The sequence below is a fragment of the Devosia sp. P1_H9 genome (assembly GCF_056405135.1).
The window spans coordinates 489,379-507,330 of sequence record NZ_JBFUCQ010000002.1; the positions used below are offsets into that span (position 1 = coordinate 489,379).

20 protein-coding genes and 2 tRNA genes are annotated in these 17,952 nt (G+C 65.8%); 12 read left to right on the plus strand and 10 right to left on the minus strand.

What is annotated here, in order from left to right:
• Window positions 1-2 precede the first annotated feature (2 nt).
• On the minus strand, window positions 3-1,067 hold the full coding sequence (locus tag AC1DYL_RS05625) for an ABC transporter substrate-binding protein (protein ID WP_477172357.1): 1,065 nt from the start codon (window positions 1,065-1,067) through the stop codon (window positions 3-5).
• 172 nt (window positions 1,068-1,239) lie between these two features.
• On the opposite strand from AC1DYL_RS05625, the gene AC1DYL_RS05630 reads away from it, so the two are divergent.
• The 4 genes from AC1DYL_RS05630 to AC1DYL_RS05645 all read left to right on the plus strand — a co-directional run bounded on the left by AC1DYL_RS05630 (window position 1,240) and on the right by AC1DYL_RS05645 (window position 2,551).
• Window positions 1,240-1,659, plus strand: a complete 420-nt coding sequence (locus AC1DYL_RS05630; RefSeq protein ID WP_477157526.1) for a VOC family protein — start codon at window positions 1,240-1,242, stop codon at window positions 1,657-1,659.
• Window positions 1,660-1,815: 156 nt separating this feature from the next.
• The gene (locus AC1DYL_RS05635) at window positions 1,816-2,271 is read left to right on the plus strand and encodes a YcbK family protein (protein ID WP_477157525.1); all 456 of its coding nucleotides are present in this window, start codon (window positions 1,816-1,818) and stop codon (window positions 2,269-2,271) included.
• Between the two features lie 68 nt (window positions 2,272-2,339).
• A tRNA-Glu gene (locus tag AC1DYL_RS05640) sits at window positions 2,340-2,414 on the plus strand.
• A 62-nt stretch (window positions 2,415-2,476) separates the two neighbouring features.
• Window positions 2,477-2,551: transfer RNA gene (locus AC1DYL_RS05645), tRNA-Glu, on the plus strand.
• A 48-nt stretch (window positions 2,552-2,599) separates the two neighbouring features.
• Here the strand turns inward: AC1DYL_RS05645 and AC1DYL_RS05650 are convergent.
• Window positions 2,600-3,517, minus strand: coding sequence for an alpha/beta hydrolase (locus AC1DYL_RS05650; RefSeq protein WP_477172358.1), 918 nt, complete (start codon window positions 3,515-3,517; stop codon window positions 2,600-2,602).
• Window positions 3,518-3,647: 130 nt separating this feature from the next.
• On the opposite strand from AC1DYL_RS05650, the gene AC1DYL_RS05655 reads away from it, so the two are divergent.
• On the plus strand, window positions 3,648-4,829 hold the full coding sequence (locus tag AC1DYL_RS05655; protein WP_477172359.1) for a mandelate racemase/muconate lactonizing enzyme family protein: 1,182 nt from the start codon (window positions 3,648-3,650) through the stop codon (window positions 4,827-4,829).
• A gap of 267 nt (window positions 4,830-5,096) precedes the next feature.
• Here the strand turns inward: AC1DYL_RS05655 and AC1DYL_RS05660 are convergent, their stop codons facing one another.
• Complete coding sequence (locus AC1DYL_RS05660) at window positions 5,097-6,143, minus strand: aldo/keto reductase (protein ID WP_477172360.1); 1,047 nt, start codon at window positions 6,141-6,143, stop codon at window positions 5,097-5,099.
• Window positions 6,144-6,251: 108 nt separating this feature from the next.
• Window positions 6,252-7,211 (minus strand): transglutaminase family protein, encoded by a 960-nt coding sequence (locus AC1DYL_RS05665; RefSeq protein ID WP_477172361.1) that lies wholly within the window; start codon window positions 7,209-7,211, stop codon window positions 6,252-6,254.
• A 111-nt stretch (window positions 7,212-7,322) separates the two neighbouring features.
• Between AC1DYL_RS05665 and AC1DYL_RS05670 the strand changes: the two genes are divergently transcribed.
• The 5 genes from AC1DYL_RS05670 to AC1DYL_RS05690 all read left to right on the plus strand — a co-directional run bounded on the left by AC1DYL_RS05670 (window position 7,323) and on the right by AC1DYL_RS05690 (window position 10,518).
• Entirely contained in the window at window positions 7,323-8,159 is an 837-nt protein-coding gene (locus AC1DYL_RS05670) for a transglutaminase-like domain-containing protein (RefSeq protein ID WP_477172362.1), read from the plus strand.
• Between the two features lie 62 nt (window positions 8,160-8,221).
• Window positions 8,222-8,575 carry an ArsR/SmtB family transcription factor gene (locus AC1DYL_RS05675; protein WP_477157520.1) on the plus strand — a complete coding sequence of 118 codons (354 nt, stop codon included), beginning with the start codon at window positions 8,222-8,224 and terminating at the stop codon, window positions 8,573-8,575.
• A 90-nt stretch (window positions 8,576-8,665) separates the two neighbouring features.
• Window positions 8,666-9,262, plus strand: coding sequence for a dihydrofolate reductase family protein (locus AC1DYL_RS05680; RefSeq protein WP_477172363.1), 597 nt, complete (start codon window positions 8,666-8,668; stop codon window positions 9,260-9,262).
• Window positions 9,263-9,277: 15 nt separating this feature from the next.
• On the plus strand, window positions 9,278-9,733 hold the full coding sequence (locus tag AC1DYL_RS05685) for an SRPBCC family protein (RefSeq protein ID WP_477172364.1): 456 nt from the start codon (window positions 9,278-9,280) through the stop codon (window positions 9,731-9,733).
• Complete coding sequence (locus tag AC1DYL_RS05690; RefSeq protein WP_477172365.1) at window positions 9,730-10,518, plus strand: alpha/beta fold hydrolase; 789 nt, start codon at window positions 9,730-9,732, stop codon at window positions 10,516-10,518. The genes AC1DYL_RS05685 and AC1DYL_RS05690 overlap by 4 nt, the downstream gene beginning before the upstream one ends.
• A 9-nt stretch (window positions 10,519-10,527) precedes the next feature.
• Here AC1DYL_RS05690 and AC1DYL_RS05695 read toward each other — a convergent pair whose 3' ends face one another.
• The 4 genes from AC1DYL_RS05695 to AC1DYL_RS05710 are packed head-to-tail and all read right to left on the minus strand — an operon-like array spanning window position 10,528 to window position 14,410.
• Window positions 10,528-11,352: an ABC transporter ATP-binding protein gene (locus AC1DYL_RS05695; RefSeq protein ID WP_477172366.1), complete on the minus strand. Its 825-nt coding sequence runs from the start codon at window positions 11,350-11,352 to the stop codon at window positions 10,528-10,530.
• Window positions 11,353-11,366: 14 nt separating this feature from the next.
• Entirely contained in the window at window positions 11,367-12,428 is a 1,062-nt protein-coding gene (locus AC1DYL_RS05700; protein WP_477172367.1) for a FecCD family ABC transporter permease, read from the minus strand.
• Window positions 12,425-13,456: a FecCD family ABC transporter permease gene (locus AC1DYL_RS05705; protein WP_477172368.1), complete on the minus strand. Its 1,032-nt coding sequence runs from the start codon at window positions 13,454-13,456 to the stop codon at window positions 12,425-12,427. Before AC1DYL_RS05705 ends, AC1DYL_RS05700 begins: the two co-directional genes overlap by 4 nt.
• Complete coding sequence (locus tag AC1DYL_RS05710) at window positions 13,457-14,410, minus strand: ABC transporter substrate-binding protein (protein WP_477172369.1); 954 nt, start codon at window positions 14,408-14,410, stop codon at window positions 13,457-13,459.
• A gap of 151 nt (window positions 14,411-14,561) precedes the next feature.
• On the opposite strand from AC1DYL_RS05710, the gene AC1DYL_RS05715 reads away from it, so the two are divergent.
• On the plus strand, window positions 14,562-14,933 hold the full coding sequence (locus tag AC1DYL_RS05715) for a hypothetical protein (protein WP_477151133.1): 372 nt from the start codon (window positions 14,562-14,564) through the stop codon (window positions 14,931-14,933).
• Between the two features lie 117 nt (window positions 14,934-15,050).
• Here the strand turns inward: AC1DYL_RS05715 and AC1DYL_RS05720 are convergent, their stop codons facing one another.
• Complete coding sequence (locus AC1DYL_RS05720; RefSeq protein WP_477151134.1) at window positions 15,051-15,308, minus strand: hypothetical protein; 258 nt, start codon at window positions 15,306-15,308, stop codon at window positions 15,051-15,053.
• A gap of 343 nt (window positions 15,309-15,651) precedes the next feature.
• Here AC1DYL_RS05720 and AC1DYL_RS05725 point away from each other — a divergent pair, with 343 nt between their 5' ends.
• Complete coding sequence (locus tag AC1DYL_RS05725; protein ID WP_477172370.1) at window positions 15,652-16,614, plus strand: nucleoside hydrolase; 963 nt, start codon at window positions 15,652-15,654, stop codon at window positions 16,612-16,614.
• Window positions 16,615-16,633: 19 nt separating this feature from the next.
• Here AC1DYL_RS05725 and AC1DYL_RS05730 read toward each other — a convergent pair whose 3' ends face one another.
• Complete coding sequence (locus tag AC1DYL_RS05730) at window positions 16,634-17,869, minus strand: class I SAM-dependent methyltransferase (protein WP_477172371.1); 1,236 nt, start codon at window positions 17,867-17,869, stop codon at window positions 16,634-16,636.
• Window positions 17,870-17,952 lie beyond the last annotated feature (83 nt).

Consider the following 17,952-nt stretch of genomic DNA (forward strand, 5'->3'; position numbering starts at 1 on the left):
TCTTAGCCGCCGAACTTGGCGCTGTACCCTTCGGACCCGGCATTGGCCTCGAGTTCGAGCAGCTTGTCGATCTGCGCGGCGGTCAGGTCGGCGCTGTAGATCGCCTTGTAGCCCTTGGCCACTTCATCACGGAAGTTGCTGGCGGCGGCCTCCGGATAGGTGATGGCGGCGAGCCAGACGGCGGTCAGGTAGACTTCCGGCGCGTCAGGCGAGGCATTGAAGGCCGGCACCTTGTAGACGCGCTTGTTCTTGATGGCATCGACGCTGGCGAGCAGCGGGTTGTCGTAGAAGGCCTGCGGCTTCAGGTCCGGCTCCCAGGCCGGGATGATGATGACCGAGGGGTTCCAGACGAGGAACTGCTCGGCATCGATGGTGCGCCACCACTCGCCGGTGCCATCGGCCGCGAGGTTCTGCACGCCCGATAGCGCGTAGTCCTGCGACGAGTTGGCGACGACGCGGATCTGGTCGCCGAGCTGGTCGACTTCGAGGATTTTGACGTAGTCAGCCGCAGCGGTGGCCGCGAACTTCTCCTTGAGCGCAGCGTTAGAGGCGTCCTGGATCGCCAGCATCGACTCCGCCCGGTCGATCTTGCCCGTGGCATAGCCGGCCATCATCAGGTAGTCGCGGCGCTGCTGCTCGGTGCAGCAATCCCAGCCCATCACCTTGAGCCCAACACGCTCCAGCGGCTCGATCAGCTCGGGATCGGAGGTCCACTGAATCACCAGGTCCGGGTTGAGCGCGAGGATCGCCTCGACGTTCGGGGCAAAGCCCTCGGTCACCGCGGAGGCCGGGATATCCGCCAGGCCGGGGATGATCTCGCCGTAGACCGCTGAGGTCAGCGAGTCCTTGGTCTTGGCCGCCATGGCCGCGAGGTGCGCCGCGGAGCCGTCGACCGCCAGCACGGAGATGGCGCCGGTGGTGTGGGTGGTGACGATCCGCTCAGCGGGCTTGTCGAGCTCGATCTTCACACCGCGATGATCGAGGAAACTCACCTGCGCGTAGGCCGGGCTCATGGCAGCGAGGGCCAGGCCAGCGGCGATTACCGGCAGATGGAATAGGGTATGCATGGTTCGGGTCCAGACTCTGAAATGCGTCAGCGACCGATGTGCTACATTATATGAGTATTGTACTCAAGTTTGTTTCGATGCGCGGCGAAAAGTGGACGGGAGACGCCGAACTCGCATATGCCTACTGCCCGTTGCGGCAGCCGCAACCACGACATTTCCGGGAGGACCAGAGTTGAAATATCTCCACACCATGGTGCGGGTCACCGACATCGACGCCAGCCTCCGGTTCTATCGCGACGGGCTCGGGCTCGAGGAAGTGCGGCGCAGCGAGAACGAGAAAGGCCGCTACACGCTGATCTTCCTCGCAGCGAAGGGCCAGCACGAGACGCCGGTCGAACTCACCTATAACTGGGATCCCGAGGTCTATACCGGCGGGCGCAATTTCGGCCACCTCGCCTACGAGGTCCCGGACATCTACGCCTTCTGCAAGCATATGCAGGACCTCGGCTACACCATCAACCGCCCTCCCCGCGACGGCCGCATGGCGTTCGTCCGCTCTCCCGACAACATCTCGGTCGAGATCCTGCAGGAAGGCGCCGCGCTCCCGCCGGCCGAGCCGTGGCTGTCGATGCCGAACACCGGCGCCTGGTAGTCGCTTCGGGGTTCCCTTCGGTAGCCCCTGAGGTAACCCTCTGCTAACCAGTTGAGTTAGCTGACGGTTAGCCAAGACTTTGTAGCTTTCTCGCGAGCGCCGGCCGGGCAAGGGTCGGCGTTTTCTTACCGCCCGTCGGCGGCCGGGGAAGTGACGATGATACGACTGATTGCGGTGCTCGCGAGCGCCCTGCTGCTGAGCGGCTGCTTCTTTCTGGGTGGCGGCGGCAGCGCCTCCTACAACGGCTACGTGCAGCGCGCCGGGATGTTCCTCTCCTCCGATGACGTCGACAATTCCTGCATCTCGCCCAAGCTCCGATCGGTGATTTCCTCGTTCGAGCGCAGGTTCGGCAAGAAGATCGTCGTCAACTCCGGCTATCGCGATCCGATCCGCAACATCATCGGCGGGGGCCAGGACTCGAGCTACCACATGCGCTGCATGGCGGTGGACTTCTTCATCCCGGGCGTCAGCAAGGGCAGCCTCATCGCCTTCGCCATGCGTAACGACCAGGTGGGCGGTCTCGGCTGCTACCCGGGGCACGGCTTCATCCACGTGGATGTGCGCGACCGGCCGCGCGGCTGGAGGAAGCCCGTCACCTTCTCGGGTTGCTGAAAGCTCCGAAAAGAGCGGAATTTGCACTTGCCAGCCCGAATGAACCTCCCTATACGGACGCCACCGCGGCGCCCTTCGTCTATCGGTTAGGACGGCACCCTTTCACGGTGCAGAGAGGGGTTCGACTCCCCTAGGGCGCGCCACTTTCCCCTCATGGGCCGGTGGTTGACGGTAAGGCGATCATCGCCGATAAACGAGTTCCTCCGCGCCCATCGTCTAGCGGTCAGGACACCGCCCTCTCACGGCGGGAACAGGGGTTCGATTCCCCTTGGGCGCGCCAATCCACAAATTGCCGGTTCTATGCGCCTCGCCAACGCGAGGTCGCGCGCTAGCGCGCCCGCTCCAGCAGCCCCTGCGACGCCATCCAGTTCTTAAGCAAATCGGTCCAGGGGTCGGACAGCAGGCCGTTCGCGCCCATGCCGAAGCCGTGGGCTCCGTTGCCGAAGATGTGGAGCTCGACGGGTCTGCCGGCCTTGTGCCAGGCCTCGTAGAGTCGGGCGGCGGAGACCGGGGGGATGGATTTGTCGTCGTCGGAGATGGCGAGGAACAGGGGCGGCGCGTCCTCGGGGACAGGCAGGCCGGCGCGGTAGGCTGGATAGATGGCGACGGAGTAGTCCGGGCGGCTCGCGGCGTCATATTGCAGCGTGGCCCCCATCGAGACGCCGCCGCCAGCCGAATAGCCGGAGATGCCGATCCGCTGCGGATCGAGGCCCCATTCGGCGGCGTGCTGGCGGACGAAGCGGATGGCCTGGCGACCGTCTTCCTCGCCCATCAGCCGTACGTCGTTGAGGAAATCTCGCGCTGGCGGTTCGGAGTCCGAGGTGCGGGCCTCGCCCAGCCGACGCTGCAGGTTGGTGCGAAACTCCAGCAGGTCGGCATCGGCGTCCGGAGTGCGGGCCAGCCGGTATTTCAGCACGAACGAGGTGACGCCGAGATCGGCCAGCCAGCGGGCCATGTCGTAGCCCTCGTGGTCGACCATCAGGAAGTGGAACGCGCCGCCGGGCGCGATCACCATCGACGTGCCGTTGGCCTGTCCCGGCTTGGGCAGGAACACGGTGACCGTCGGGACGACGACGTTGCGGCTCAGGCGGCGCGTGGTCTCGGCCCACGGGATCTGCATCGTGCTCTGGCGCCAGGTCCAATCCTCGGAGCCAGGAGGGACGCCGTTGCCCGGCCAGATCGTGTGAACGCCGACGGCGTCCGGCGCCTCGGGGCTGGCTGCGCGGCTGTCGTCGATCGTGTCCATGGCGGGCTCCTCCTGCTCGTCGCTCTCTATTCGCATCCGCCGGCCGCGAGCGAAATACACCATATTGGGCATCTGGCTTCGTTGCCGAACTCCCCGCTATAGAGGGCGGCAAAACGGGGGGAGAGCATTCATGTCCACTATTGGGCACCTGTCACAGGGGGATCGGGGACAGGCGCGGATTACCGCGATCAGGGCGTTGCGGCTCGATAGCGGGTTCTGCCTGATCCGGATCGACACCGATGCCGGCATTTCCGGGTATGGCGAGTGCGGCGATCTCGATGGTGACCTGGTGCGGGCCGCGATCCTCACCCATGCCGAGGGTGGCGCGCGGTTGCCGCATCTCAAGCTGATCGGCAAGGACCCGCTCGATATCGGCGTCCACCACCACAACATGTTCTACGCCTATCGCCAACGCCCGGCGCACATCATGATCTGCTCGGGGATCGACATGGCGCTGTGGGACCTCGCGGGGAAACTGCTCAAACAGCCGGTGCACAAGCTGCTCGGCGGAGCGTTCCACACCGAGCTCGAGCTCTATTCGCACTGCCCGCATTTCGATCTGACGGATGCCGGTGCCTGGGCCGGGGCGGCGGCCGACCTCAAGTCCGACCCGCACGGCTTCAAGACCTTCAAGGTCGACATCCACGACGCCATTGGCATCGAGATGCAGGAATACGTGCCAAGCCTGTCGCCGGGCGACATCCGCAAGATTCGCCGTTCCTACGAGCTGGCGCGCGAGCACTTGGGAGAGGACATCGACATTATCGTCCACTGCCACAACGAGCTTGATCCCACGAGCGCAATCGCGGTGGCCGAGGCGGTTGAGGAGATCAAGCCGATCTACTACGAAGACCCGCTGCAGCCGGGCTTTTCCGAGAACTGGCTGGCGCTCCGCCGCGCCACCAACATTCCGATCATGACCGGCGAGAACATCGAGCTGCCCGAGGGGGCGCTGCCGTTCCTGCAATCACAGGCGGTGGACTGCCTGCAGCCCGACATCATCAGCTCGGGCGGCATCACCGGCACCAAGGCGATCGCGGATCTGGCAGCGCTGTATCGCACTCCGATCACGCTGCACAATGTCAGCGGGTTGCTGATGAACGCGGCGAGCCAGCAGCTGGCGGCGTCGGTGTTCAACTGCCCGCGGATTGAGTGCACGCGGCGGGCGGACAGCATTGCGTGGGCGTCGCCCAATCCACTGCAGATCAGGGACGGCAAGATGCAGGTGTCGACTGCGCCGGGGCTTGGGGTGGAGCTGGACCAGGACTGGATCAGCGGGCACCGGTTTGCTGGGGAGCCGGACTGGAACTGAGGGAGGCTCCCCTCTTGCCTTCTCCCCTTGTGGGAGAAGGTGGCGCGTGGCGCCGGATGAGGGGTCCACAGCCACAGGCTGCGCGATCGACGCGCATGCGACGAGCGGCTGAGTTGGCGGAGAGAACCCCTCATCCGCCCTTTGGGCACCTTCTCCCACAAGGGGAGAAGGCAAGACGGCGGACTTGGCCGCCCCCTCCACCACCCTTCGGGTGGTCCCCCTCCCCCGCCACGCGGGGGAGGATCATGGAGAGGCCGGTGGCTCGGCTTATGGCAGCCGCTGGGTGTGGGTGGGCTCCAGCTCGGCCTTGCCGAACGTGCCCGGGAGGTTCGTGTCCATCCACTCGTACGGGTAGCCGAGCTTGAGCGGCATGGCGTCGGTCAGCTCCTTGCGCACGTCCACCGGCAGGTCGAAATCGCCGGCCTCGAGGTTCTCCGCCACCTGCTCCACGCGACGGGCACCGATGATTGCGGCGGTGACGCGGCTATCGCCGAGCAGCCAGCTCAGCGCCACCTGGCTCGGGGTGCGCCCCAGCTTGCCCGCCACCTCGACGACCTTGTCGATCATCTTCAGCGAATCCTCGAACCAGTAGCGCGGCAGGGTGATCGCTGCCTGCTGGCCGATGCGGGACTTCTCGTCGGGCTTGTCCTCACCGCGGTACTTGCCGGTGAGCATGCCGGCGGCCAGCGGGCTCCAGCAGATCATGCCGAGGCCCTGGTCGTCGCAGGCCGGCAGGATTTCGCGCTCGATGTCGCGGCGGACGAGGTTGTAGAGATGCTGCGCCGAGACCAGCGGCTCATAGCCTTTGAGCGCCGCGACGCCATTGGTCTTGGCAATCTGCCAGCCATAGAAGTTCGAGCAGCCGAGATAGCGGATCTTGCCGGCGCGGATCAGGTCGTCGGCGGCGCGGAGGCTCTCCTCGATCGGCGTGTAGGGGTCGGGCCCGTGGAACTGGTAGAGGTCGATGTAGTCGGTATCGAGCCGCTTCAGGCTCTTCTCGGCGGCCTCGACGATGTGCTTGCGGCTGAGGCCGCGCGAGGTCACCGCCGGATCGGCTGGGAACCAGCACTTGGTGGCGATCACCAACTGGTCGCGGCTGTGGTCCTTCAGCGCCACGCCGAGCATGGTCTCCGAGGCCCCGCCGGAATAACCGTTGGCGGTGTCGATGAAGTTGCCGCCGCCCTCGACGAAGCGTTTGACGATGGCGCTCGACGTCTCCTGGTCGCAGCCCCACTGCGAATTGCCGAACGTCATGGTGCCGAGGCAAAGCCGCGACACGAGCAGGCCGCTACGGCCGAGATAGCGATACTTCATTATTTCCTCCGAATAGACGGCAAAGCCGCGGGGCGGATCGAATAGGGAAATCCGGCGCGCGTAAAGTTGTGCTTCGGTCGAAGGCCGGTCAGGTGCCGTGACTGGAAGTCACTGCCGCGGGCGTTCCGCGATGCTCTCGGCATTGGCATCGCGGAGACGCCGGCCTGCTGCCGCCGCCTCGGCCTGCTCTTTCTGGCGCCCGATATCGGCGGTCACGTTCACCTGGACGGTCATGCCGAGATAGTCCTTACGGTCACCGATGAAGCTGCCGCTGAGGGGCTTTGCCTGTCGCGGTTCGCGTGCCACGCCGACGCGGATCAGGTCCTTGCTGCCGACGATGCCATTGGTGGGATCGAACTCGACCCAGCCGGCGCCCGGCAGGAAGACCTGCACCCAAGCATGCGTGGCTCCGCCACCGCGCGGCGTCGGACCGGTGTCGCGCAACGGCACGTAGATGTAGCCGGTGACGAACCGGGCGGCGAGGCCGAGGCTGCGGCAGGCCTCGATCATCAGCAGCGCGAAGTCGCGGCAGGTGCCCGTTCGCGTGGCCAGCGTCTCGACCGGCGACTGCGTGCCGGGATCGGTGCGGCGCGAGTATTTGAAGCTCTCACGGATCCCCACCGTCATCGTCATCAGCAGGCGCCCGGTCTCGGTCTCGAGTTCGGGGCGCACGAACCGGTGGGCAAACGCCTCCACCTCGGGCGCTGGGTGGTGCCGACGCAGGTAAGGGGTGAGGTCGGGCAAGCATTCCTCGTCGTATTCGAATGGCCAGAGCTTGGCGCGCTCCTCGGTCCTGAAGCGCGGGCCCATCTGTGGTGTGTGATCGAGCACGATGTCTGTCTCGAAGCGCAGTTCGGTAGCCGCACCGGCAATCTCCGCGATGGTGATGCAGTTGCCAAAGACATCGTGGATCCAGTGGATCTCGGCGTTGGGCGAGATCGATATGGCTGAGCTCATCAGGCGCTGGTCGTGGCTGTCCCGCGGGCGGAAAATCAGCCGGTGCTCGCCGAAGCGCACTGGCCGCCGATAGCTGTACGTCGTGACGTGGCGTACCCGTATCACTGTCATCGCAACCGGTCCCGTTCCCTGCCCCGGATCACAACCGCCGACCTGTCACGGCGGTTCCGCGGAACTTTCCAGGCGCGTGCCGAATTGAGGCACATCGGACGGGATGACGCGATGAAGTTCTCGGTGAGTTGCAGCCTGCAATACGATGTGGCGGCGGACACGACGCTGATCCTCAACATCGAGGCGCAGCGCGGCGAGGGCCAGGAGATCCTCGGCGAGCAATTCAGCATCTCGACCGGAATAGCTACCGAGTCGCATGTCGTGCCTGAAACCGGCAACCGCTACCGGCGGATGGTGCTGCCGGTCGGCCAGCACCTGATCGGCTACACCGCACAGATCGACGCGCACCCATTCATCAGCGACCCCGGAGCCATCGCGCAGGTACCGGTAGCCGAACTGCCGTTCGAGGTGATCGGGCACCTGTCGCCGAGCCGCTATTGCCAATCCGACAGGCTCGGGCGCTTCGCCTGGCGGCAGTTCGGCGATATCCGCGGCGGCTACGACAAGGTGACGGCGATCTGCAACTGGATCTTCGAGAACGTCGACTATCTCGAAGGCTCCAGCGACATCAGCACCTCGGCCTACGACACGTTCACGCTGCGCGCCGGCGTCTGCCGCGACTTCGCACACCTGGGGATCACCTTCGCGCGGGCCCTCGGGATCCCTGCCCGGTTCGTCTCGGCTTATGCGCTGGATCTCGTGCCGCAGGATTTTCACGCGGTGTTCGAAGCCTATCTGGGCGGGCGTTGGTACCTCTTCGACGCAACCCGCCTCTGCCCGCTGGATGGCATCATGCGCATCGCTGTGGGCCGCGACGCGGCCGACTCCGCCTTTGCCACCTATTTCGGCCAACTCGGCGGCCCGCCCAAGACGATCACCGTGCAGCGGCTCAACCCCGAGCCGGAGCCCGAATGGACCACCGACGCCGTCAGCCTCTCGACGCCTTGAGAAAATCACTTAAGCATTCACTTACGTATTGACAGCCACTCAGCGTCGCGATACTTAAGATCATGCTTAACCAAGAGACAGAACCCCTCGACCTCATGTTCCAGGCCCTGGCCGACCCCACAAGGCGGCGCATGGTGGAGCGGTTGAGCCGAGGGTCGGCATCGGTCAGCGAGCTGGCCGAACCGTTCAAGATGAGCCTGCCCGCCATCGTGCAGCACCTCCAGGTGCTGGAACAGAGTGGGCTGGTGACGACGCAGAAGGTCGGACGGGTGCGAACCTGCACCATCGACACGGGAGCGCTCAGCATGGCCGAGAAGTGGATCAATGATCGACGTGTCGGCTGGGAGCACCGGCTGGACCGGCTGGGAGCGTTCCTCGACGCGCTGCCCAGCGGCCCGGACAAGCCCGGCAAGTAACGCCGTAACGACGACAGAGCAGAACTAATCAGCCGGAAGCACCGTTTCCGGCGACGGGCGAGCTATGCCCTGCACCCACAGGAGGGTCAGATGGCCAGAGTTGTATTGCGCTTTTCCATGTCCCTCGATGGCTACGTCACGGGGCCGGAAGTCTCAGCGCGTGACCCCATGGGTATCGGCGGCGACCGTCTGCACGAGTGGATGTTTCCTGCAGACAAGCAGGACAAGGATCCCGCTGACGCTGCCGAGGCCGCCGCGTCGGTCAACGCCTTCGGCGCAGTGATCGTCGGCCGGCGGACCTTCGATCTCGGCTTCGTGCACTGGGATGACGACACGCCCTACCCGGCGCCGTCGTTCGTGCTGACCCACAACCCGCGGCCGGACCTCCCGACCAAAAGCGCCAGCTTCCGCTTTGTCACCGATGGCGTCGAAAGCGTCGTGCGGCAGGCGAAGAACGCAGCCGGCAGCAAGGACGTGATCGTAATGGGAGCCGAGGCTGCCCAGCAGATTCTCAGGGCCGGCCTTGCCGACGCGCTGCAGATCCAGGTGGTCAGCGTGCTGCTCGCCGGCGGCACGCGGCTCTTCGACAAGATTGGCGACGCTCACATCGAGCTCGTCCGCACCCGGGTCGTGGCGGCCTCGCCTGATGTGACCCACTTCGAATTCAACATCATCAGCCAAGCCTAGAATGAGGAAATGCAAATGACCGAACGTTCCATCGCCCACGGCAGCTTCACCATCGAGCGCAAGTACAAGCATCCGGTGTCCAAGGTGTTCTCGGCCTGGTCCAATCCCGAGTTCAAGCGCCAGTGGTTCGGCTCGCCCGATCCGGCAAAGCCCAACAGCATCTTCGAGTTCAAGGAGGGGGGCCGCGAGTACAATGCCGAGAAGATGGGCGACACCGACTTCGTCTTCGACGTCGCCTATCGCGACATCGTGCCGGACAACCGCATCATCTACACCTACGAGATGCACATGAATGGGCAGCGCATCTCGGTCAGCGTCGCGACCGTCGAGTTCACCGCCCAGGACGGCGGCACGCGGATGGTGCTGCGCGAAGACGGCGCCTTCCTCGACGGGCTCGACACCTCGGCGCAGCGCGAGGCCGGCACCAACTTCCTGATGGACCAGATCGGCCTCTGGCTCGACAAGCAGTGAGCCCCATCAGCAAGGCCGTCCGCGTCGGCCACCTCGAGGTGCACTACCTCGAGGAAGGCCGCGGGCAGCCGCTCCTGCTCCTCCACGGGGGAACAGCGACTGCCAGCTCGTGGGGCGAGGCAATGCCGCGGATGGCCGACCGCTACCGCGTCTTCGCCCTCGATACCCGCGGGCACGGCAAGACCAGCAACCCGGCGCAGAAGATGAGCTACGCCCAGTTCGCCGACGACGTCGCCGGGTTCATCGCGGCGCTCGGGCTGAAGCGGCCGCTGATCGTCGGATACAGCGATGGCGGGCAGACGGCGCTGGAGTTCGGGCTCCGCCATCCCGGCAAGGCCGGCGCGCTGGTGCTGGGCGGCACGCTCAGCGAGCCGACGGATGCCTATATCGAGGGGCTGCACGGCTGGGGGTTTCCATCGCCCGGGGAGGTGGATTTCGACCGGCTGGCGCGCGAGTTCGGTCCGTATTTCGAGCAAATCAAGGTGGCGCACGCGCACCACTATGGCCCCGACTACTGGAAGTCGTTCCTGCGCCAGATCTCTGAGCTTTGGCTCACCCTGCCCCGCTACACCGAACGGCAACTCGCCTCGATTTCGGTGCCGGCACTGGTGATCATGGGAGATCGAGACCAGTTGGGCGGGATTGAGGAAGCCAATCGGCTCTACCGGCACCTTGGCGCCGGCGAACTGGCGATCATCGCCAATATCGGCCACGAGGCGGTCAACAAGCCGCTGTTCTGGGATGCGGTGCGCGAGTTTCTCGCCCGGCATGACGAGCGGGACTGAACTAAGCCCCTATTCCGCCGCCGCCTTCAGCCTCGGCCGCACCCGGTGCCGTCCCACCGGCACGATCATCGGCGTGCGCGACACCGGATCCGGGCACACCTCGGCTTCCATACCGAACACCGATTTCACCAGCTCCGCTGTCACCACTTCGCCCGGCGCGCCCGATGCCGCGATCTTGCCGTCTCGCATGGCGACGATGTGGTCGGCGTAGCGGCAGGCGAGGTTCAGGTCGTGCAGCACGGCGACCACGGTACGGCCGCGCTGTTGCACCAGGTCGGTCAAGAGGTCGAGCACCTCGACCTGGTGGTTGATGTCGAGGAACGTCGTCGGCTCGTCGAGCAGCAGCAGCTCGGTTTCCTGCGCCAGCGCCATGGCGATCCAGACGCGCTGGCGCTGCCCGCCTGAGAGTTCGTCGACGGCGCGGTCGGCGAGATCGAGCGTGTCGGTTGCCTGCAGTGCCGTGGCTACGGCTACGTCGTCAGTCGCGACCCACTGGCGGAACCAGCCCTGATGCGGGTAACGGCCGCGGCCGACGAGATCGGCGACGGTGATGCCATCTGGCGCCACAGGGGTCTGCGGCAGGACGCCGAGTAGCCTTGCCACCTCGCGGGTAGGCATCTGGTGGATGGCGCGGCCGTCGAGATAGACCGTGCCGGCGCTCGGGGTCAGCAGCCGCGCCAGCCCGCGCAGCAGCGTGGACTTGCCGCAGGCATTGGCGCCGACGATCACCGTGAACTTCCCCGGCGGGATGTCGAGTCTGAGCTTCTCCACGATGGTGCGATTGCCATAGCCGAGCGTCAGGTCGGCAGCCGAGAGCTGGTGGTTCACTGACATCAAACGCCTCCGGATCAGCCGCCGCGACCGGAACGATGGGCGGCGGCGAGCAGGTAGATGAGGAACGCGGCGCCGAGCGCGCCGGTGACGACGCCAACCGGCAACTGGTTTCGGCCAAGCATGTGCTGGGCGACGAAATCGGAGCCGTTGGTGACGAGGCCGCCGACCAGCGCGGCGGGCAGCAACGCGTTGCCCGACGGGCCGAGCAGGCGCCGCGCGATCGGGCCGGCGATGAAGGCGACGAACGATACCGGGCCGACAGCCGCCGTGGCGAAGGCGGCCAGCAATACGGCGACGAGGATCAGGCCGAGGCGGGAGAACTCCACCCTGGTGCCGAGCGCAATAGCCGCGTCGTCGCCCAGTTGCAGCGATTGCAGTGGCCGCGACAACAGGGCTGCCAGCAGGCCGAGAACCAATAGCGCGACGGCCAGCGGCGTCAGCGCCTCGAAGCTCGCGCCGTTGAGGCTGCCGGTCAGCCAGCTCAGCGCCTCCTGCACTTCCATGATGCGGGCGCGGGTGAACAGGTACGAGACCACCGCCCCCGCCAGCGCCGCCATGCCGATGCCGATCAGCACCAGCCGGTAGGGCGTGACGCCATTGCGCCAGGCGAGGCCGTAGATCAGCAGCGCCGTCAGCACCGCGCCGCCGCAGGCCATGACCGAGACACCGAGCCCCGACCACTTGAACACGATGATCGCCAGCACCGCCGCGGCGCTGGCGCCGGTGGTGATGCCGACGATGTCGGGGCTGGCGAGCGGGTTGCGGAGGATGGTCTGGAAGATGACGCCGGAAAGTCCGAACGCCGCGCCGGACAACAGTCCGGCCATCACGCGCGGCAGGCGGACGCCGAGCACGATGAAGTCGTTCGCCGCGTCAGCGTTGCCGGTGAGCGGTGAAAGCAGCGAGCGCGCCACGTTGGCGAGCGGCAGCGGATAGTCGCCCACCGACATCGAGAGGCTCGCCACCGCCAGCGACAGGAGCGCGAGGGCGAGCACCACGAGGCCATAGCGCCGCTGCAAGCGTTTGCGCGCCGCAACGACTGCGCCGACGGGGGGGAGACTGGACGTGGCGCTCATAGCTCCGCCAGCTTCCTGCGCCTGACCAGCGCGATGAAGAACGGCGCCCCGAGCGCAGCGGTGACGATGCCGACCTGCAACTCGCCCGGCGGCACGATCACCCGGCCGATGATATCGGCGCCGAGCAGCAGGATGGGCGCCAGCAGCATCGAGTACGGCAGGATCCAGCGGTAGTTCGGGCCGGTGAAGGCACGGGCAAGATGCGGCACGGTGAGGCCGACGAAGGCAATCGGCCCAGCCGCGGCAGTTGCAGCTCCGGCGAGGATCACCGCCGCGAGACCAACCAGCGCGCGGGAACGCTGCACCTTGAGGCCGAGGCCGCGGGCGACGTCGTCACCCAGCGCCAGCCCGTCGAGTATACGCGAGGTCAGCAGCGCCAGGACGATGCCGGCGAGGATGAACGGCGTCACCTGCATCAGGATGTCGGTGGTGCGCCCGGTGAGCGCGCCGACCTGCCAGAAGCGGATCTGGTCGAGCGTCTCGACATTGGTAATGAGGATGGCGCTGGTGACAGAAGTCAGCGCCGCGGTGACCGCCGCGCCGGCCAGCGCCAGCTTCACCGGCGTCGCGCCTTCGCGACCGAGCGATGCGACGAGGTAGACCACCAGCATCGCCGCCCCTGCCCCGAGGAAGGCAAGCCAGACATAGCCCGAGAGCTGCGTAATGCCGAACACCGAGATGCCAAGCACCACGCAGAGCGTCGCACCGGCATTGATGCCGAGGATGCCGGGATCGGCCAGCGGGTTACGGGTCGCGCCTTGCAGGATAGCGCCCGAGAGCCCCAGCGCCGCCCCGACCAGCAGGCCCACCAGCGTGCGCGGCAGCCTGAGGTCGAGGATGATCTTGTGGTTGGTTTGCGTCGGGTCGAACGCCGTCAGCGCGTTCCAGATGTCGCCCAACGCGATCGGCCGGGCGCCTACCGTGATCGAGAGCACCAGCACCACGACAAGCAGCAGCGCCAGCAGCACGAAGCCGCCGGCACGTGCCGCTGCTGGCAGCCCTGTCGCCGATGTGGCGGAGGCCGGCACTTAGTCGCCGACGGTCGCGTCGGCAGCGTCAATAGCCGCGGTGAGCTTGTCGAGCTCACGGGCATAGGCGGCGTAGTTGCGCAGCCAGAATGCCGGCCAGTCGGTCACCTGCCCCGCTGCGGCGGCACGCAAGGTGGTCCAGGTGGCCTGCGCCTTGGCCGTCTCGATCGTGGTTCTGGAGCGATTGTCCACCAGGATCAGGTCGGGCTGGTACTTGTCGATCTGCTCCCAGCTCAACGTCTCCCAGTAGCCGCGATCATCGGCCACAGGAGGATCGATCAGCCTGAGGCCCCAGGAGGCAAAGTCCATCAGTTCGGACGAGCCGGCGGTAGCAGCGACGTAGAGCGCATCCGTGCCGGCCCACACCGCGAGGGCGGAAAGGTCGGGCTTGGCGGCCACGGCCGCCTTGAACTTGTCACGCGAGGCAACGAACGCGGCCTTTTCGGCGGCGACCTGCGGAGCAGCCAGATCGGCGCCGAGGCTCTCGGCGAGCTTCTCGTAGTCTTCGATCAGGGTGACGATCGAGGCACCCTGCCTGGTGCCGGTGATCGGGGCCAGGGGCTTCAGCGCATTGACCACGTCCGCACCGCCGCTCCAGGCGCTGTCGAGTGGCCACCACTCGCCGACGATCAGGTCCGGCTTCAGCGCCGCGGCCTTCTCGATGCTGACTTCGCCCCAGGCCTCGCCGAGGATCTCGATGCCAGTCAAGTCCAGCCCTTCGAGCGCCTTGGCGTCGGCGACGGCGCTATCAGCGTAGATGCCAACCGGGCGAATGCCGAGCGGGATCAGGCCGGCTGCGGCGTCCTGGCTGGCGATGATGCGAGTGGGCACATGGTCCAGCGTCACGGTAGCGCCCGAGCCGTCGACATAGCTCCAGGCCTGTGCGAGCGCGGCGTCGGGCAAAGCCAGCAGAAGCGTCGCAAAAGCAGTGGCGGCAAGAGCTTTGAGGGACATAACAGGGACCCGAAAATATGTTGATTATGGGGGTCACCTATCAAGGCGCTAAGCTGATTAGTCAAGTCATGTTTCTGCCCCGATCCCGCAGGTCATCCGGCTTTCACCAATCGGTGCTACGATTTACTCGCCAACGGGAGACGGGCTGAGCGTGATCGAGCTGCCGGCGACCATCCAGGAGTACTGGTATGCCTTCGATTGGGACGTCGAGGCGCTGTGGGCGTTGGACCTGCCGGCCGAAACATTCCCGATCGACAGGCTGCTCTGGCATCTCGACGTGCCGGTGTGGGGGCTCGGCGACGACCGGTACGTGCTTACGCCGCGCCAGGTGCTGCGCGCGCCGTTTCGCTACGAAAAGGAATACCGGCGGGTGCGCGCGGCGAACCTGATGTTCCCGATCGAGATCACCCGCTTCAAGGGGCGCTGGCTGATCCTCGACGGCGTGCACCGGCTGACGCGGGCGCATGAGGACGGGCACGAGGAGATCTTGGTGCGCAAGGTGCCGAGCAAGCTGATCCGCTGACCTCGCTACACACCCGATGTCATCCCCGCGAAAGCGGGGATCTCCGTTCGCAGGCGAGAAACAGGGGTTCCCGCTTTCGCGGGGATGACCCGGTATTGTACGGCAATATCCTGAAAGTCAGCTGGCCACGCGGTACGGGCTGAAGTTGCGGCCGTCGCCGCGATCGGAGAGGCTCGACCAGACCACCCAGTATTTGCCCTGCTCGTCCGGCACCAGCACTTCGGCCTCGCGGCCGCTATGGGCCTGGAAGCGGGCCAGCGACTGCGCCTCGAGCGCCGCATTGGAGCGCGACGCGTAAGGCCCGTGCGCCTTGCCCTCGAAATCGACCCACCAATTGTCGCGGCTCTGGATCACGAGGTAGAGCGCCTTGGCCATTCGAGAGGTCACCCCTGCTGTTAGCGGAACCGTTATCACCGATTCTGGTGCCGTTCCGTCATCTGGAACGAGTTTCGCACAAGTGCGTAGTTCGAGCGAGAGTACGAAGCGGCGCGGGTTTTATGAAATGATGCGCCAAATTTGCGTGAAAGCAAGCTTAGGCGGACGACAGCCGGGGCGAGAGCTTGCTTGCCCGAGCGGGCAAGCTTGGAGGCGCTATCTATCGTTCCGGGCGCAGTAACGGCCGCGGCGCAAACTACATCGGAAAGCTGAGGCAGCCGAAGTATTGGCTGCACCGCCCGTCAGGCTGGCGCGCTGCGCCGCGGCATGCATGATGTCCGGCATGCAAACACTCAAAGTCATCTACGATACCGACCCCGGCGTCGACGACGCCATGGCCCTGCTGCTGCTCGCCCGTCATCCGCGGATCGAATTGATCGGCGTCACCACGGTGTTCGGCAATGCGGACATCGCGACGACCACGCGCAACGCGCTGTACCTCAAGCAGAAGCTCGGCTTCAGTGCGCCCGTCGCGCAGGGCGCGGGCGCACCGCTGGTGGGCGAGCCCGATGCGCCGCCGACGTTCGTCCATGGCGTAAACGGTCTCGGCGACATCTGGCTGCCAGCGGTCACCGAGACTGCCGACCCGCGCCCGGCGCATCAGCTGATCATCGATCTCGTCCGCGCTAACCCGCACGAGGTGACGATCATCGCCGTCGGCCGGATGACCAACCTCGAGCGTGCCATGCGCGAGGCGCCGGAGATCGTCGGGCTGGTCAAGCAGGTTGTGGTGATGGGCGGCGCGTTTGGCCGCAATGGGCACACCGGCAATGTCACGCCGGTCGCCGAGGCCAATATCTGGGGCGACCCGGATGCCGCCGACATCGTCTTCGGTGCCGCCTGGCCGGTGTCGATCGCCGGGCTCGACGTGACGCAGGCGACAATCATGACCGAGCCCTATCTCGAGGAGCTCGCGGACGCCGCCGGCAGCGACGGTGCGTTCGTTCGCGCCATCTCGGCGTTCTACCAGAACTTCCATCGCGAGAGCGCCGGGCTCGACGGTTTCTACGTCCACGACTCGAGCGCGGTAGCACTGCCCCTGCATCCCGAGTTCTACGAGGTCGAGACCGGCGCGATCCGGGTCGTCACCGAAGGCATCGCCATCGGCCAGACCATCATCAAGCCGGATGGTCGCAACTATCCGCCGGGTCCCTGGGACGGCCGCCCGAGCCAGACGATCGCCGTCAGCGTCGATGCCGATGCGGTGCTGAAGTTCTACCGGGATACGCTGGTGGATGCGAGTTGAGGGGAGAGGGCAGGCCCCCTCACGCCGGACGGCGGTACTGGTAAATCCCGACGTCGATCGAGCCTTCGGCGAAGCCGGCTTCGCAATAGCTCAGGTAGTACACCCACTTGCGACGGAATTCCTCGGTGTAGCCGAGCTTCTTGATGTCGTTCCAGCGCTCGAGGAAGCGCTCGCGCCATAGCTTCAGGGTCTTGGCGTAGCTCAGGCGGAAGGTGTCGACATTCTCGAGGACCAGGCCGACCTTGTCGCCCTGCTCCTTCATCGCCGTCTTGGTCAGCAACATGCCGCCGGGGAAGATGAAGCGCTGGATGAAATCCGGGCGCGCCCGGTAGTCATGGAAATCCTGCTCGCCGATGGTGATCGCCTGGATCGCCGCGGTGCCACCCGGCTTCAGCCGGTCGTGCACGGTCTTGAAATAGCTCGGCCAGTGCTCCTCGCCCACCGCTTCGATCATCTCGATCGAAGCGACGTGGTCGAACTCGCCGCGGGTGTCGCGATAGTCCTCGAAGTGCATGGCGGCTAGGCCATCCAGCCCCTGCCGCTGCAGCCGCTCGTTGGCATATTTCAGCTGTTCGGCCGACAGCGTAATGCCATAGACTTCGGCGGCGAAATCCTTCGCCGCGGTCTCGGCGAAGCCGCCCCAGCCGCAGCCGATCTCCAGCACGCGGTGGCCCGCCTTCACCCCCGCCATCTCGGCGACGCGGCGGTACTTGGTGTGCTGCGCGTCGGTGAGCGACTGGTCGTCGGAGGTGAAGATGGCCGAGGAGTAGGTCATGGAGGGATCGAGCCACTCGGCATAGAAGTCATTGCCGAGGTCGTAGTGCTCGGAAATGTTCTTCTTACTGCCCTCTTTCGAGTTGTGGCGGCTCAGGTGGTAAGTGATGTCCTGGGCGGCGCGGCCGTACCAGGAGTCCTCGCCGCTATCGAGCACGTCGCGGTTCTGCAGGAAATAGCGGAACAGCCCCGTCAGGTCCTCGATCTCGACATCGCCATCGATGTACGCCTGCGCAAAGCCCACGGTGCCGCGCTGCAGCGTCTTCTGCAGCACCTTGAAGTTGTGCAGGGTCAGCCGGGCATGCACGCCAGTCGCCGGATCGCCGAAGGTGCGGGAGCGGCCATTGGGGAAGGTGATGGTCACTGCACCATGCTTGGGACGCCCGATAAGGCGCTTTCCCAGCCATGCCGCAACGGTCGACAGCAGATGGGTCCACGGCGTGGGCGACACCGCCCTCGTTTCAACCGCAAGCTTATCCATGACGCAACATTCCAGACTATTGGTCCGCTCCGCCGAGCGGTCAAACCAACGCCGCCGCGTCAGTGCCAGAAGCAACAGCAGCG